This window comes from Desulfomonilaceae bacterium, assembly GCA_041662605.1.
In the GTDB taxonomy this organism is placed as follows: Bacteria; Desulfobacterota; Desulfomonilia; order Desulfomonilales; family Desulfomonilaceae; genus CAJBEZ01.
In genome coordinates, this window is record JBAZSD010000024.1 from 47921 (window position 1) to 65000 (window position 17080).

15 protein-coding genes and 1 tRNA gene (1 of these 16 only partly in view) are annotated in these 17080 nt (G+C 46.9%); 15 read left to right on the forward strand and 1 reads right to left on the reverse strand.

Annotated features, from left to right (window positions below; translation table 11 throughout):
* Positions 1–99 precede the first annotated feature (99 nt).
* The 4 genes from vsr to WC647_15860 all read left to right on the forward strand — a co-directional run bounded on the left by vsr (position 100) and on the right by WC647_15860 (position 5204).
* The gene (vsr, locus tag WC647_15845) at positions 100–1731 is read left to right on the forward strand and encodes a DNA mismatch endonuclease Vsr (protein ID MFA6223782.1); all 1632 of its coding nucleotides are present in this window, start codon (positions 100–102) and stop codon (positions 1729–1731) included.
* Positions 1728–2540, forward strand: coding sequence for a 50S ribosomal protein L11 methyltransferase (locus WC647_15850; protein ID MFA6223783.1), 813 nt, complete (start codon positions 1728–1730; stop codon positions 2538–2540). Before vsr ends, WC647_15850 begins: the two co-directional genes overlap by 4 nt.
* Before the next feature lie 8 nt (positions 2541–2548).
* The gene (icd, locus tag WC647_15855; protein ID MFA6223784.1) at positions 2549–3802 is read left to right on the forward strand and encodes an isocitrate dehydrogenase (NADP(+)); all 1254 of its coding nucleotides are present in this window, start codon (positions 2549–2551) and stop codon (positions 3800–3802) included.
* Positions 3803–4220: 418 nt separating this feature from the next.
* Positions 4221–5204, forward strand: a complete 984-nt coding sequence (locus WC647_15860; protein ID MFA6223785.1) for a GHMP kinase — start codon at positions 4221–4223, stop codon at positions 5202–5204.
* 30 nt (positions 5205–5234) lie between these two features.
* On the opposite strand, the gene WC647_15865 is transcribed toward WC647_15860, so the two are convergent.
* Complete coding sequence (locus tag WC647_15865) at positions 5235–5459, reverse strand: hypothetical protein (GenBank protein ID MFA6223786.1); 225 nt, start codon at positions 5457–5459, stop codon at positions 5235–5237.
* A gap of 408 nt (positions 5460–5867) precedes the next feature.
* Between WC647_15865 and WC647_15870 the strand changes: the two genes are divergently transcribed.
* The 11 genes from WC647_15870 to WC647_15920 form a co-directional block, all read left to right on the forward strand.
* A complete protein-coding gene (locus WC647_15870) occupies positions 5868–6797 on the forward strand; it encodes a response regulator (protein MFA6223787.1) in 930 nt (309 codons plus the stop codon).
* Between the two features lie 85 nt (positions 6798–6882).
* The gene (locus WC647_15875; protein MFA6223788.1) at positions 6883–8538 is read left to right on the forward strand and encodes an ATP-binding protein; all 1656 of its coding nucleotides are present in this window, start codon (positions 6883–6885) and stop codon (positions 8536–8538) included.
* Between the two features lie 5 nt (positions 8539–8543).
* On the forward strand, positions 8544–10046 hold the full coding sequence (locus tag WC647_15880) for a response regulator (protein MFA6223789.1): 1503 nt from the start codon (positions 8544–8546) through the stop codon (positions 10044–10046).
* Positions 10047–10099: 53 nt separating this feature from the next.
* Positions 10100–10735 (forward strand): alpha/beta fold hydrolase, encoded by a 636-nt coding sequence (locus tag WC647_15885; protein ID MFA6223790.1) that lies wholly within the window; start codon positions 10100–10102, stop codon positions 10733–10735.
* Between the two features lie 127 nt (positions 10736–10862).
* Positions 10863–11474: a hypothetical protein gene (locus WC647_15890; GenBank protein MFA6223791.1), complete on the forward strand. Its 612-nt coding sequence runs from the start codon at positions 10863–10865 to the stop codon at positions 11472–11474.
* 52 nt (positions 11475–11526) lie between these two features.
* Positions 11527–12069, forward strand: coding sequence for a hypothetical protein (locus WC647_15895; GenBank protein ID MFA6223792.1), 543 nt, complete (start codon positions 11527–11529; stop codon positions 12067–12069).
* A 140-nt stretch (positions 12070–12209) separates the two neighbouring features.
* A tRNA-Asn gene (locus tag WC647_15900) sits at positions 12210–12285 on the forward strand.
* Between the two features lie 175 nt (positions 12286–12460).
* Complete coding sequence (locus WC647_15905; GenBank protein MFA6223793.1) at positions 12461–13876, forward strand: TIGR00366 family protein; 1416 nt, start codon at positions 12461–12463, stop codon at positions 13874–13876.
* 234 nt (positions 13877–14110) lie between these two features.
* A complete protein-coding gene (locus tag WC647_15910; protein MFA6223794.1) occupies positions 14111–14473 on the forward strand; it encodes a DVU0772 family protein in 363 nt (120 codons plus the stop codon).
* Between the two features lie 45 nt (positions 14474–14518).
* Entirely contained in the window at positions 14519–16702 is a 2184-nt protein-coding gene (locus tag WC647_15915) for an AAA family ATPase (protein MFA6223795.1), read from the forward strand.
* Positions 16703–16860: 158 nt separating this feature from the next.
* A protein-coding gene (locus tag WC647_15920) for a NifU family protein (GenBank protein ID MFA6223796.1) crosses the window boundary here: on the forward strand, positions 16861–17080 show its 5' portion. It continues 5 nt past the right edge of the window; only the first 220 of its 225 coding nucleotides appear in the window; its start codon is at positions 16861–16863; the stop codon falls past the right edge of the window.

The window sequence follows — 17080 nt, forward strand, 5'->3', positions numbered from 1 at the left end:
AAAGTTTTATGTTAAATTTACCTTTTTCGGAGTTTTATCCCTTGTTTGAGGCGCTCCATATCCTTGAACTAGTTCCAAAGCCCATTGACGAATAACGCATTGCCAAGAAATAATTCCGAAATAATGAGAAGCGTGCGCTCACGGGACACCGGTCCCGAATTGCTTTTTCGCAAGGCGCTCTGGAGGAGGGGAATAAGATACAGGCTATGCGCAAAGGACATGCCGGGCAAACCGGATATTGTAGTTCCTTCTCTAAGACTCGCTATTTTTATCGATGGGGATTTCTGGCATGGAGGCCAGTGGAGCCGAAGAAATTTGTCTTCGCTTGAAGATCAATTTACTAAAACTGGATCCCGCGAATACTGGCTTGCCAAGATTCGTAGAAACATGGATCGTGATTGCGGATCCACTTCAATCCTCCTTTCGCAAGGATGGAGAGTAATAAGGTTTTGGGAGAGCGACATCAAGAAAAATTTGGAAAACTGCCTTGCCGCTGTATGCGAAATAAACAAAAAACCTGTCGAACCAACATCGTTCAGTCTCGCTCCCCAGAAAAATTTTGCGGAATTTTTCGCAGGGATAGGTCTTGTACGGATGGCTCTGGAGCGTCACGGCTGGAGAGTGGCTTACGCGAACGATATTGACCGCAACAAATACAGAATGTACTCGCAAAGATTTCAAGACAAACCCGACCTTGTCGACTTACAGGATATCCACAAAATTTCCGCTGACAGGATCCCGGACGTCACACTTGCGACTGCTTCGTTTCCCTGCAATGACCTGTCTGTGGCCGGTTCCAGAAACGGACTTAACGGAAAAAAATCGTCATCATTTTGGGAATTCATGAGATTGCTTGAGGAAATGAATTATAGACGTCCCCCTATAGTCCTTATAGAGAATGTGCCTGGGTTTCTCAATTCCGACAACGGCAAAGACTTTAGGGACGCCATGATGGCTTTGAATAATCTGGGATATTCGGTTGACCCTTTTTTGGTGGACGCCGTGTGGTTTGTCCCGCAAAGCAGGCTCAGGCTTTTCGTCATAGCTCAAATATTCGACAAATCACGCGAGACAACGGATAAGTTAACCGTACGGGCGCTCGAGTCCAATTTTAGGCCGAAAAAGTTAGTAGACTTTATCAATAAGAATCCGGAGATTGCCTGGAACATCAGGGAAATGCCCCAAATAACTTCATCCGGATTAACGCTGACTGACATTATTCATGACCCACCAGATGAATCCCCTGAATGGTGGAGCCCGAAAAGGGCCGCTTATTTACTCAGTCAGATGAGTCCAAGGCATAGAAAGGCGGCCGAATTGATGATGTCAGGATCAAGCTGGTCCTATGGAACGGTCTTCAGACGAATAAGGAACGGCAAATCAATGGCCGAACTGCGTACCGACGGGATCGCCGGCTGTTTGAGAACTCCTCGAGGAGGTAGCGCCAAACAGATTGTTGTCAAGGCCGGTAAAGGCGACTTTTTCGCTCGCCTACTCACGCCATTGGAATGCGCGAGGCTCATGGGGGCGGGCGATAACAATCTTCCTTCCTCTGCAAGCCAGGCTTTTTTTGGGTTCGGAGACGCTGTTTGTGTTCCAGTGATTGAATGGATAGCCATCCACAGGTTAAATCCACTTGTTACGGAACTGATGAGGGGGAAACCTTTGTATCCCATTCAGTCCGCGTTATCTGAAAAGGTAAAATGTGATCCGTCGAGTGATATCCAATGATTGACCCTGAAAAGACCCTCTTTATCTATGAAATAAAAAGCAGTCTTCCGGATTTTCTGCCGGACCCGCCCAATACGTTGATTGGGGTCTGGAATGAGGACGATTTTTCTTATGTATTCTTTCTGGAGCCCGAAGATCATTACGTGGAAGGTTTGTGCTCGTCGTGCGACGCCATCCTCAGTTCAAGACATGAGATGAGATACAAGGATTGGCAGGAAGGTATCCCGGATGTTGGGTTAAGTATAGCCGGACAGAGGTTTGTCCCGTTTCGGGAAAACGCTCACGATGAAAACTCGATATTTCTTGATCCATCGGTTGTCTTTGGAGATGGAAATCATCCGACAACCGTTGCGTGTATCGAATTCATGGTTGACATCATGAAAAAGGATGAAGTCAAATCAGTTCTTGACCTCGGATCAGGCTCAGGGATTCTGGCTCTAACCGCAGCCGGACTAGGGGCTTCCAAGGTTGTGGCCGCGGACAAGAACCGGCTGGCAGTGCAAGCGACCAGACAAAATGTGAGTCGAAACGGATTTGACGACATCATTGAGACGCGGGAAGGAGAAGCCAGGATTTTCCTGAATCGTGGCTATGATCTCGTGATGGCGAATTTGCCGTTCAGCGTTTTAAGAGACATAGTCGTATTAAAGGAAACATCATTGATCAAGACCTGGGTGGTTTCAGGAATCAATTCCGACCAGGCGCTCACGCTGAAAACATTGCTTCAGGAGCAAGGATTTGAAATAAAGAATGAAAAGTTAACCCCGCCGTGGACCACGTTTGTCGCGGCGCAAAAAGATTTGGAGTGAATCATTAAATGGACCACAAGTTGAAAGAACCCGGCGCCGGACGATGGATAACAACTAATAAAGAAGGTCTTGGGTTTGACGTGCCGGATAGCCCGGTCATCGGTTATATCGAAGGCGATGGAGTGGGACCTGACATTTGGGCCGCTTCTCGACCAGTTTTTGACTCGGCTGTCATGAAAGCCTACAAGGGAAGCCGAAAAATCTACTGGTGGAAAATATACGCAGGAGCCGAGAGCTTCAAAGAATTTGGCTCCTACTTTCCTGAAGAGTCATTCGAGGCTATCAAGAAATGCGTTATCGCCATAAAGGGACCGTTAACAACTCCTGTGGGTGGTGGTTTTAGAAGCCTCAACGTGACACTCAGACAGAAACTGGATCTGTACGCATGTGTAAGACCTGTCAAATATGTGACCGGCACACCGTCTCCAATGATCAGACCCGAGGATGTGGACATGGTTGTTTTCCGGGAAAACACAGAGGATGTCTACGCTGGGATTGAATGGAAATCCGGGTCTGTTGAAGCCGTCAAGATGATAAATTTTCTTGAGGAGGAGATGGGGATACATTTGCCCCTGGATTCCGGTATTGGCGTGAAACCCATGAGTCCTTCAGCGACAAAGAGACTGGTCAGGATGGCGTTCAAATACGCCATTGATAACAGAAGGAAAAGGGTTACACTGGTTCACAAAGGTAACATAATGAAGTTCACGGAAGGAGCGTTCCGGGACTGGGGTTATGAAACGGTAAGGGCCGAATTCCCGGATATAGCTATTTTTGAAGAAGATCTCTTCTCAAAATTTGGTGGTCGTATCCCCGATGGGAAGATACTTGTTAACGACCGAATTGCGGACGCGATGTTTCAACAGGCTTTGCTTCGGCCCCAGGAATATGAAGTGCTGATTACCCCGAATCTGAATGGTGACTACATCTCTGATGCGCTGGCGGCCCAGGTTGGTGGTTTGGGAATGGCCCCCGGGGCTAATATTGGTGACACTTGCTCCGTTTTTGAAGCCACTCACGGCAGCGCTCCGAAGTACGCTGGACAGGATAAAGTAAACCCTGGATCAATGCTGCTTTCCGGGGCCATGATGTTCCGGCGGATAGGCTGGGATGAGACCGCTGAACTGATTGAAAGAGCCCTGGCCGAAACAATTCAATCAAAGATCGTTACATACGATCTTGCCCGGCTGACGCCCGGTTCGAAAGAGGTTTCATGCTCAGGATTTGGAAAGGCGATCAAGGATCGGATTGAGAAGAACTGATTGCATAGTTCCGGCGGATTTTTGACGGCCTGTTGTTATTTTTTTTGGAAGCGTTGATTTGTCGATGTTCCAAAAGCTTATGGTTGACCAATAAGAATGACGTTTAATACCGGAAGCGCTGAAATCAAAGAAAAGCCTTGACTCAATTGTCCTACTTCCCATATTTTCGGTTTTCGCCGCTTCCGGATTTTATTTTTTTTGTTTTTGTGGTGACTGGAGGGATGAAGTATACCCCGTCCCGAAGAAAACTTTTCCCGGAATGCGGTCTTTGGGACGGGGCATATATAAAACGAGATTTGGCGCTTTTCAGATCCGCCTGGCTTCCGGCTAGACAAACCAACAAGCAATTAATATTTACAAATAATAGAAATTTCCGGGGCTTATCCAGGTTGTTTGCATTCCGCATGGCAGGTTCACAATGATAATCACGCGTACACCATTTCGAGTGAGTTTTTGTGGGGGAGGCACTGATCTCCGTTCCTACTATCAACATGAAGAAGGGGCGGTAGTCAGCGCGACCATAGACAAATACATCTATATCACCATCAACCGCCTGACCCGATATTTCGAACACAGCATTTCTCTGAAATATTCGCAAACCGAACTCGTGAACTCAGTTGAGGAAGTCCGACACCCGATAATCAGGGAAGCGCTAAAAATGACAGGGGTCACCGACCGGGTTGAAATAGCCTCAATGGCTGATATCCCTTCCGGAACCGGCCTGGGATCATCGAGCGCGTACGCTGTGGGACTGCTTCATGCGTTACACACGTTCAAGGGTGAGGCCGTGTCCGGCAAGAAACTGGCGGAAGAGGCCTGTGAAATTGAAATAGAAATTCTTAATGACCCTATAGGAAAACAGGATCAGTTCATCGCAGCGTACGGTGGTATATCGCATATCAGATTTAATCCTGATGAAAGTGTCTTTGTAGATCCGGTCATTTGCTCTACGACTACCAGGCAAGCCCTCGAAGGTAATCTTATGATTTTCTACACCGGAGTCACCCGTAGGGCCGGAGACATCCTGGAAGTTCAGAAGGCGGAAACCCGCAACAAGATGGAAGTTCTGAGATCGATGAAGAACCTTTGTAAAGATCTCATTGAAACGCTGAGGGAACCCAAGTCATTGAGCGAATTTGGAGAAATCTTGCATCATGGGTGGTTGCTTAAGAGAAGCCTCGTGCAGGAAATTTCCAACGACACGATAAACAATTGTTACGAAAGAGCTAGAACCGCCGGCGCGATAGGAGGAAAACTGCTAGGAGCGGGTGGTGGTGGGTTCCTGTTGTTCTACGTTGAGCCTCAGAACCATTTGCGTGTTAGACAAAGCCTCTCCGATCTAACGGAATTACCGTTTCAGTTTGAGCCACAAGGCAGCAAGGTAATTTACATATCGGACTGATAAAATACCATGCGCCGGGAACTCCTGTTATTAATGCCGATTGACATGCGCCGAATTCTCAGACAATCCGCAACCGTATTTCGTCTGCGAGAGGCAAATAAAACTTTCGGTCACGCTGTGACGGCGTCCGAGAAAATCGACAAAGAACTCACTCGCGGTTTTTTTCCAGTAGACTAAAGCAGCTTCGTCATATTCGGAGTCCAGCACATGCCACCCAGCCTCAATCAGATCATCGATTCTTTTTTCGAGATCCATTGCCCGTCCCTCCTTCCGGAGAAATGAAAGGAGATTAGGTTGCCTTGTTGATATACTATAACCCCAACATACATATTAAACTGGGGACAATGAGGAGTCAAACAAAAATCATGGATTCAAAATCTTTTCTTGATCCCGTAGGATTGGTTGAGATAAGCTGAATAAGAGTGTTTCGCTCAAGTTTTATTGCTTCATTACATTCTTAGCGTTCGAAAAACAAAAATGGCGCCGAATTCGAGTAACAGATTTTTTTGAGAAATGTTTGATTCAACCTTTCCATGTAACCTGTCTTCAAAGGTAGTCAGGAATTGATTACTTTATTTGCAACGAAATATTCTTGAAATAAAAACCGATTGTATCTTTTTTACTGTATCGATTGCTTAACGGGATAATTTTAAGGAGGTCGGTATGAACTCTGGGGGTAATTTCAAAGCCATTACACTGGTAGTTGATGATGAACAGATTGTACTTGAAAGTGTCCGTAGAATTCTTGAAGAGCAAGGATTTAAAGTGGAGACAGCTTCAAGGATTGATCAGGCTATCGATCTTCTAAAGACAACGAGATATGATCTGGTATTAACTGACCTTATGATGCCGGACAGAAGCGGTATGGAGTTAATTGAGGCCGTAGCGTCGGAATATCCCGACACAGGCGTAATAATGTTTACTGGTTATCCTACGGTCGAATCGGTTCGAGAGTCCATGAAACTCGGCGCTCTTGATTATCTCCCAAAGCCCTTTACTCCGGATGAACTTGTTGAGGTAACTGAAAGGGCGCTGGACAAGGTTTTCATGTTACGACGAGACAAGGAAGCTCAAACAGTCTATGAAGCGTCGGAAAAGGCTCTGATGTCCAGCCTTGATCTCAAGAAGATTCTTGATCTCATCTGTTCCTCATCGAAAGATATTTTAAAGGTTAAGGGCGCGTCCGTGCTCGTGCGTCAAAAGGATGGCCCCTTTTATGAACTGGCTTCATCCTGTGGTTTGAGCGATGAGTACGTCAGCAAAGGCTCCCTGGACGCGACAAGAAGCATTTCGGAGGTTCAGTCGACAGGAAAATATTCCTTCGTAACGGAAAATTCGTTTGGCGCTCGACTTCAGTACCCTGACGAAGCTCGTCAGGAAGGGATAGCTTCAATTTTATCGATGCCATTGTCAGTTCGAGGAGCAATAATCGGTTGTCTCAGGCTCTATTCCACCTCAGATCGACAATACGATTCAAAGCAAATGACGCTTATTTCCAAATTCTCGGGTCAGGCGGCGTTGGCTGTGGAAAACGCGATTCTATACGAAACCATGCGCAAGGACATTGAGGGAATGAGAAAATACATTTCCTGATTTAGTGTTTCCGGAAAGGCGTTGAAAAAGCGCAATGACGGCGAAATCGGCTACTGCCTTTGAGGCTGATGAGGAGAGGCGCCCTGTGAACTCTGTATCCAGGGGAGCGTCCCTGATCGTCCATCATGAACCGGGACTGTTTTTGAAGTTGTTCCGGAGAATCCAGACCAGGGTTCCGGCTCGTTTCCGGCAGAATCTCCTTTTTCTGACTTCATTCAAGAATAGAATTCTCATTAGCGCTTTGGTCCTGCTTATAGGGTTGGTGACAGTGATCGGCGCGATCCTCGCCTCGACCATATTTCCAAGTTTGCATCAGGAAACAATTGTAATTGAGCACATTAAACTGATCCATTTTTTTGCCAGCCTCATCATTATCGCGATTGGATGGCTGTTTATAGACCGCATTTCCAAGAAAATCACGGAACCGCTCAGAGATTTGACCAAAAAGGCTGATCAGATTAGCCGTGAGACCTCAGCTAGCTTAACGTTTCATACTGGTCTGACTGATAACCAAATTAGTGAGGAATATGGTAGCGCTACGTCGGAACTGGATTCACGAGATGAAATTTATCAATTAACTTCATCATTCAACCGCATGTTAAGTAATCTGAAAGCCTCGGAAGCCAGGCTGACAGAGTCTGAAGCCCGTTATCGATTTCTGTTCGACAATGGACCGACACCGATCTTTGTGATCGATGTTGAAACTATGAAGATTCTCGATGTAAACGCCCGTGCTGAGGAAGAATACGGATACATCAGGCAAGAGTTCCTAGCGATGAATTTTGATGATTTGGCTCCTGAAGGTGATCGCGAGTCTACCCGATCACTCCTGCAAAATATTGATTTGGATGAGATTGCGCCCCTCCCTATACTAAGACGAAGAAGAAAATCAGGCTCGGTCTTCGTGATCAATTTTCAGGCTAGCGCAGCGCGATATGAAAATCGGCCGGCCTTGATGATTGCTGCTTGGGACGCAACCGAAAAACTCGAAAAACATGCAAAGTTGATTCATGCCGGCAAGATGGCGACGCTGGGAGAAATGGCCACCGGTATCGCGCATGAACTTAACCAGCCTTTGTATGTGATCCGTATCGGTTGTGACTACCTGACAAAAAAGGCTCGAACGACAGGATCCGTACCGGCGGAAGACTTTCTCAAGGTCACTCAGGAGTTGAACGAAAACGTAGAAAGGGCTTCCGGAATCATCAATCACTTGAGAGAATTTGGACGAAAGACAGACGAATCTTTCGATATTCTTGATATCAACGTGCCATTGCGGAATTCCGCTTCTCTTTTGAAAACCCAGCTTGAGGCCCACAACATAGAGTTTATTCTCCATCTGGCCGATGAGCTTCCAAAAATCAGAGGGAATTTGAACAGACTTGAGCAAGTATTTATAAATCTAATAATAAACGCTCGAGACGCGGTTATTTCGAAGCAGCGCGCCGAGAAAGGCCAGACACAGGAACCTCACCAGCATCGTGTGATGATTGAATCGAGCGTGCAGGACCAAAAAGTGGTCGTAACCATATCAGATACTGGACTCGGGATTCCCGAGAGTCTGCGATCAAAGGTATTTGAGCCGTTCTTCACTACAAAAAAGACAGGGCAGGGGACTGGGCTCGGCCTTGCGATCAGTTACGGAATCGTAAAAGAACACAATGGATCCATTGAGATAGTTCATAAACCGGCGCCCGGGTGCGCCATCAAGCTTTCATTTCCCAGGACGTCCAAGGGGTAAACTGTATGACAAAAATACTGCTTGTGGATGATGAAATCAGCATACTTAATCTCTTGAAGATGACCCTAGAGCTGGATGGATATGAAGTTCTGACAGCGCGAGACGGCAAGTCCGCTCTTGAAATCTTTCAAAAAGAGCGTCCGGAGGTAGCTATAATAGACGCCCGCATTCCGGAGATGGACGGAATAGAAGTTCTTTCGAAGATAAAGTCCGAAAGACCTGACACGGAAGTCATTATGATTACCGGTCACGGTGATATGAACATGGCCATCGAATGCTTGAGAAAAGAGGCCTCCAACTTTCTGACAAAACCTGTTAGCCATGAGATTCTATCTCTCTCCATCAAAAGATCTCTTGAAAGACTCGGACTTAAAAAGAAACTCAGAAAATATACCCGGAACCTGGAGATCCTGGTTAGGGAAGCCAATGACGAGTTGGAAAGGGCCTACAAGTTCCGTGAGAACATAATAGAAAATTCTCCGGACGCTATCGTGTGTGTAAAAAAGGGAGGGGAAATAATTATTTTCAACACAGCGGCTGAGAAATTACTCGGATACGAAAAGCATGAAGTTGTAGGCAAGATGCATATAGTCGACCTCTACCCTTCAGGAGTGGCGAAACAGATTATGAAAGACTTGAGATCTCAGGATTTTGGAGGTAAGGGGGTGCTCCAGAAGAGAGAAGTTGAAATCCTGCACAAAGACGGCCGCTCTATCCCTGTCTTTATTTCGGCGGCGATATTGTATGAGGGATCTCAAGAATCCGGATCAGTTGGAATCTTTACTGACTTGACAGAGAGAAAAAAACTGGAAAGGCAGCTTCTGCGATCCGAGAAACTTTCATCTTTGGGACAACTGTCTGCAGGAATAGCTCATGAAATCAACCAGCCTTTAACCGGAGTCCTAACCTTCGGTAGTCTTTTGCTCAAGAGGTTCAAGGATGATGAACAAACACGAAAAGATCTGGAAATAATCGTTAATGAAACCACAAGAATCAGAAACATAGTACAGGGCATCCTCGATTTTGGGCGAGAGACACCGGTAAAGAAAACACCGGGATCCATCAATGAAGTTCTGGACCGGACCTTGGAGATAATCGTTCGTCAGCAACGTTTCCTGGGAGTTACTCTTATTAAGGAATATGAGAGCGCAATTCCAGATGCGCAGGTTGACGCGGGCATGATGCGACAGGTTTTCATGAACCTTGCCTTAAACGCGGTTGACGCTATGAAAGGAAGAGGAACATTAACGGTTCGAACCAGAAGCGTGGGAAATTTCATTGAGGCGCAATTCGAGGATACCGGGCCTGGAATTTCTGATGAAATAATAGAAAATATATTCGATCCTTTTTTCTCCACCAAGAGTTCTTCCGAAGGATCCGGCATGGGCTTGGGCCTGTCCGTAAGTTACAGTATTGTGAGAACTCATGGAGGGGAGATTTCAGTCAGTTCCACCATGGGGAAAGGGTCTACTTTTACTGTGCGGTTACCAATCGAAAACCATTTCTAAAAGTGTGACTCAGGTTCCGAAATAATAGAATTACAGCCTTTCAGGAGCATTTTGTGGGATCTCAAAAAAATCTTTCGATTCCGTGTGGATCCATAACCCTGGAAGGGGCGCTGGACCTTCCGGAATCGAATGAAAAAACGCCGCAGGGAGCCTTGATACTTCATCCGCACCCTCTTTACGGCGGGAATATGCGTAATAATGTAGTTTCAGCGCTGGCCGGCGGCCTTGTAGCGCACGGTGTAGCGACGCTGAGATTTAATTTTCGCGGAGTTGGCGCCAGCGGTGGTTCACATGGTGGTGGAGTTGACGAGATCGATGACGTCCTGGCCGCAATAAGTTTTTTGGACACATTTCAGAGCCTGGACTGTTCCAATCTTATCCTTGCGGGTTATTCATTTGGGTGCTGGGTAGGACTCAAAGCCGCTTCACTCGTGAACAGACCCATGAGATTAATCGGTGTTTCCCCTCCTGTTGACATGTATGATTTCAGTTTTCTGCTTAATGAAAATCGACCAAAACTGCTGCTCGCGGGAACATCCGATTTTGTTTGCTCTTCGAAGAATTTTAACGAACTTGTAACAAAGATCCCCGATCCCAAGAGCATAATAACACTCGAAAACACAGACCACTTCCATTTTGGGAAAGAAGACCGGATTGTGTCGGAAGCGCTTCGTTTTTTGAACATGTGAGTAAATCCGGTAAATTGGATTCATGTCGTTTGGGAAGCGACGTCTGTTGCCAGTCGGCGAGCATTGGTTTATTCTAGGAGATTGTTAACACAGCTTAAAAGGGCACGAATAAATTGGAGGAAAAGGTATGGGATTCGCCTCTAGATCAGTTTCAATAATGCGTTATCGTGTAAAAGGCGAAATACAGGGATCGTTTTGGGATACGGTTCACGAAGGGGTCAAACGCGGTTCATTCCGAACAACTGATCAACCGGGGGAGTTGATAGGGTTTGGCTGGACAAGCATTGATGATTTTGATGATTACAGGTTTGAAGGCGCGTCGTATGTGCGGACCAATTATGTCGCCTTGTCTTTCCGAATTGACACTGTACGGGTGCCTCCAAGAGTATTGGAAACTGAACTTAAGAAAGAGCGACGAAAATTACTCGAACGTACGGGTCAAAGGCGCATTTCAACGACCCAATTGCGAGAGTTGAAAGAGGGGCTCAAGGAATCCCTCAAGAGCCGCGTTTTGCCTTCAATCCAGGTTTTTGACCTGGTTTGGGACACTGCCGGATCGGTCGCATACCTCGCGGCGTTGAGCGTTAGAGCCAGAGAGAGAGTCGAAGACCATTTCAAAAAAAGTTTTGGCTTGACTCTGACGCCTCTTGTTCCGTTCATCAGGGGAATGGAAATGCTTTCAGGTGAGGCGCCCCGCAACAGGCTGGGAGAAATAAAGTCCTGTATTATGGCTCCTTGATTTTTTGTTTGGAGTAGATGACCTCAAAGTAAAAGGATTGACGGGGTACGGCATGGATTTTCTGGATATATTGAGAGAAAAGGCGTTTCTTGGAAGGGAATTTCTGACTTGGCTCTGGTTTAAATCGGAACAGACTGGTGGACCAATAGAGTTACCGGGCGGAAAAGTAATTGAAGTTGTTTTTCATGATCGCATGACTCTTGATCTTACGGATGTAGACACTCCTCAAACGGTCAGCATTAAGGGCGAGTTTTCAGAACTCAGAGAAGGACTGGCGGCGATACGGGAGGGAAAAAAGATTGAAGAAACCAGAGTGTCATTCAAAACAGCGGAAAATGAATATTCAGTCCTAATAAAAGGTAGCTGGTTTTCCTTTGGTTCTCTGAAAACTCCTCGGACCGCGCCTTTGGAAGAGGGAGGAGAAGAGGATTTGGAAGGGGCTTTCCTGGAAAAAATGGGTTTGATCGAGGAAGGCATTGGACTTATCGATTCCCTTTTTGAACATTTTGTTGCCCTCAGAATTTCTGAAGCCTGGGAGACAATTGAACTGCCAAAGCTTAGAAAATGGGCTTCAGTTGACGCAGAAGCAGTCTAATGCATGGAATACGATTTCATTCGCAGCGGTGATTCTGCTTTTTCCGTTCATCCGGAAATTTTCGCGTTGACAAAATCGCTGACTTTTTTAAGAATAAAAAGATTATGAAGTTGGGGTCGTAACAGACTCCGACTTCCGATTCCCCGATAGCTCAATCGGCAGAGCGGATGGCTGTTAACCATTAGGTTGTAGGTTCGAGTCCTACTCGGGGAGCCACACACAAAAAACGATCCCGTCCGGTTATGAAAAGCCGGACGGTTTTTTTTTATTCATATTTATCCCCAATTTTTTCATAAAAATCTGTTTAAGAATTTCTTGATGGGAGTAGTATTTAACGCAGGGTAGGGGGAGTCCATTAAACCATTCATGCTTCCCGGGTAGGAGGATTCATATGGAAAAAGCGATGAAAAAAGGCGCCGTGAGCACGGAGGGCGGGCTGGCTCGTTTCGGGCTGTCGCTTGCCGACTGGAGTGAAAAATGGTTTCCTGACGCGCTTGTTTTCGCTCTACTGGGCATCGTGGTAGTCTTCATTGTTGGTCTGCTGCTGGGGGAATCACCATACAAAATGGCGGTTGTCGGCGGTAAAGGCTTCTGGACCCTGATCCCGTTTACAATGCAGATGGTCATGATAATAGTCGGCGGATATGTCCTCGCATCGACTCCGGCAGTGTACTGGTGCATTCAACGACTTGCTTCGATTCCCTCAACCCCGAGGGGAGCGATAGCTTTCGTGGCGTTGTTCTCAATGCTGACCTCACTCATTTCATGGGGGTTCAGTCTCATCTTCAGTGGACTACTGGTTCGTGAACTGGTTCGACGCGTAGATGGCATTGACTATAGAGCCATAGGGGCTGCGGCTTATCTTGGTCTAGGCAGCATATGGGCAATGGGGTTATCGTCGTCCGCGGCGTTGTTAATGGCGACTAAAGGTTCGGTTCCGCCTGCCTTGTACAACATCAGCGGTATAATTCCATTAACACAAACGATCTTTTTGAAGGAAAGCCTGATAACGGCCGGAGCGCTACTCATAGTTTCTGTGCTTATCGCATACTGGTCCGCGCCTTCTGCTGAGAACGCGAAAACAGTGGATTACTATGGCGCCAGGTTTGACCCTATTAATCTTGAGCTTGAACCAAGAAAAAAACCTGGTGAGTGGCTTGAATACAGTCCTCTGTTAACAATATTGGTATGCCTGGTATTGTTCGCCTACCTCATAGATGTTTTCAGGACTTCTCCTCAAGGGCCTTTGGCTGCGCTTGATCTAAATACCTATAACCTGATTTTTATTTCTGTTGGAATGCTTCTCCATTGGAGGCCTAAACGATTCCTCCGCGCTGTTGGTCAGTCGATACCGGCGACCGGCGGTGTCTTGATTCAATTCCCCTTTTACGCCGTCATTTTCGGGATGATAACAGGAACGGGGATATCCGCCTGGTTGGCCGGGCTTTTCGTTTCGATAACCACACATAACACTTATGCGTTGTTGGTAGCTTTTTATTCTGCGGTGCTTGGGTTGTTCATACCCAGTGGCGGCGGGAAGTGGGTCATCGAGGCGCCTTATGTTTTGCAGGCGGCGAACGAGTTAAAAGTCCATCTGGGATGGGTAGTCCAGATCTACAACGCGGCCGAGGCGCTTCCCAATCTGATAAATCCTTTCTGGATGTTACCCTTGCTAGGGTTACTGGGTGTTAAGGCCCGTGATCTGGTCGGCTATTCCGTCCTGCAGTTAATTATTCATACGCCTCTGATCTTTTTCCTATGCTGGCTATTTTCGCTATGGCTGCCTTATGTTCCACCAATCAAATAGGCTTTTCAGTTAACAGACTTAGCGATAAATCAGGCCACATCCCTGTAGAGGAAGTTTCGACCGTAAATTGAAACTCATTGGGAATGTGGCCTTCTCTTTTAATAATTGGTCCGCCGGTCATACCGACTCAATCCCTTTCATGCGCCTATTTCCAGGTCCATGAAACTTTTCCTGAGTAAAAGCATCCGATTTTACAAATACACAAAGGGTCTATTTGTCCGGAGGTATAGGACTGTGAAAAACATTAGGGAAATACTGAAAGATAAAGAAATAGAGAGCCTGATCGACTGGGAGCTTCATCCTTTTGACGCTGTGACTCGTTACCTCGAATGGGGGACGAACTGGTCAAGAGGGCTGAATCACGCCAAATCCTGCAACGAGGAGAGCGCATATTTTAAAATATACGCAACTGATAAGCCGGCGCGCCTAATGCTTGTGAGACAAAGCCACAACACTTATGAGGTAGTATCTGAAGTTGAAGCGCCGCAAGATTTGATAGACGCCTCAGTAATTCATTTTGCGTGCAAGAACAGGGCGTGTGGAATAAACGACGATCTGAAGTCCTGGTTGAAGAGCGAAGCGTCCAAGAGCGCTTAGTAATTCCATTTGTTAAAGAACCCTGAGCGGAGCGAGGAGATTTCCATGCAGTGCCACTGCAATGACCATGTTCCTGGAGATTGGCATTCACATGAGGATTGTGACTGTCACAAGAACCAGTATCCGACGTACGCGTTCGTGGTAACCAAAGTTGTAGATGACTATCCCGGCACAGGGGTGGTTTTTATATCCAAGACTTTTATGGAAAACCTGGGCCTTACCGATGGAGAAGCGGTTGAGGTGCTGGGTTCTTATGAATGCGTCGTTCAGGCCAAGAGCCATCCTAACTCCTGGATTGACACCAGAATGATATCCTTCGACCGGGACACAATGGATAGGGCGGGATTTCAAATGTTTAGCCAGGTGAAGCTGCGAAAAGCCGTCTGCGTTGACGCTGAAAGCGTGACTCTTCAGGCGCCGGACGGAATAGATCTGTCCAAGCAGCAAATCCGTTCAATGCTGGACAAAGTCGATGGTATGGTCTTAACGGAGGGGGGCTCTGTGGCGCTCGAAACTAATCGTGGAGAAACTGTTCGGTTCAGCATATGCGCAACCGAGCCGCATGATCTGTGTAGAGCCGCTCCTGGCACTCGTATAAGACTGGTTGATGAGGATGGTCAGGAATATGTTTCTTCTAAAGACACTCTCTTTAAAGATATTGGAGGATTGCAGGACGCTGTTCGACGCGTAAAAGAAGTAGTTCAACTACCCTTGAAACACCCGGAAATATTTGATCGTTTGGGTATTGATCCCCCCAAAGGAGTTCTCCTGCATGGTCCTTCAGGTACAGGCAAGACGCTGATCGCCAGGGCCGTGGCTGCTGAGACAGGATGTTGGTTCAAGAGCGTAGTGGGCTCGGAGATAATGGAAAAATACTATGGTGAGAGTGAAGCCAAACTTCGGACTGCTTTTGAAGACGCCTTCAAGCATGCTCCCGCTATAATTTTTATCGACGAAATAGACGTTTTGGCTCCCAGACGAGACACGTCGGAGGGCGAAGTCGAACGCCGGGTAACCGCTCAGCTTCTCGCTCTGATGGATGGTCTGGAAGATCGTGGCGCCGTGATGGTGCTCGCTGCTACCAACTTGCCGAATAATCTTGATCCGGCGCTGAGAAGGCCCGGAAGGTTTGACAGAGAGATTCACATTGGAGTTCCCGATGTAGTGGGACGACGTGAAATCATTGAAATCCACACCCGAAACATGCCCCTGTGCGAAGTGAATTTGGACGCTCTGGCCGAAAAGACTCACGGGTTTGTGGGAGCGGACATTAAGTCTTTGTGTCAGGAAGCCGCATACGAAACCCTTAGACGGTCGTTGCCGGGACTGGAAGATACGGATCAGGAACTCTCCGAGGATTTTCTGGAAGCCATCGCAGTTGAAAGTGGTGATTTCGAGAGAGCGTTAAAGAACATGAAGCCATCCTCCGGGCGACGATTCAAAGTTGACCTTGACGCAGCGGGATGGGACAGCATTGCAGGTTACTCAGCGGAGATTGAGTTCCTCAAGGAAACAATCCTATGGCCTCTTAACAATGTCTCGTTTCTTGAGAAATTGAGCGTTAACAGGCCTTCCGGGCTTCTGATCACAGGTCCTTCAGGCTCAGGGAAAACCCTGATGGCGCGCACGATCGCAAAAGAGAGTGGATTCAACGTGATTGAAATAAGGGGCCCGGAGTTGTTGTCAAAGTATATGGGCGAGAGTGAGCGAAACATAAGAGAACTTTTTAGACAGGTGCGAGAACTGGCTCCGACAGTATTGATCCTCGATAGTGTCGATTCATTCGCAGTCTCCGGTTGGTCGGACTCAAAGGTAATTGAAAGAATAGTGAATCAGATCGTACTGGAAATGAACGCTACAAAATCGGAAAAACCAATACTTGTCGTAGCTACCGCGGCGCGAGGAGAAGATGTGCCACCCGCGCTGCGCGCAACAGGGCGATTTTCTCAAGAATTGAAGCTTCGTTTACCCATTGAAAAGGACAGGGAACTCATATTCAGGAAATATCTTTCTAGAGATGGAATAAATTTTATAGGGAATTATGATTCTCCGGCCGGGGAATCCTCTGAGTTGTCCTGTGCGGATTTGGAAGAAATCAGCAGGCGCGCCGTTCTTAACGCGGCAAAACTTGAGCTGGAAAAACAGGATGATGTTCCGGAGACGGTAACGCTCAGTGAACATGATATTCTCAGGGCAATTGACCAATGGAAGCTGATGCGAAGTCTGTGAAAGCAAAAAATCGGTAATGGAAGAGCCCCATTCAGGCTAAGAACATCGCATGGAATCCTTGCAGTGTGATTCAGTTTTTTGGCTGCCTTGGGAATCTCTATGTGATATGTTGAATATTCTGGCCTGCGGGGCGATCAATTGAAAGGAGTAAGACTACCATGAAAGAAGAAGTTCAGGCCGCCCTGGACCTGATCAGGCCACAACTTCAGGCAGACGGCGGCGACGCTGAAATTGTGGAAATAACTGATGAAGGAATCGTGAAATTGAGACTTAAAGGCGCTTGTGGAGGATGTCCCATGAGTCAGATGACTCTAAAGATGGGCATTGAAAAAGTCCTCAAGGAAAGAGTTCCGGCTGTAAAAGCCGTAGAATCCGTCA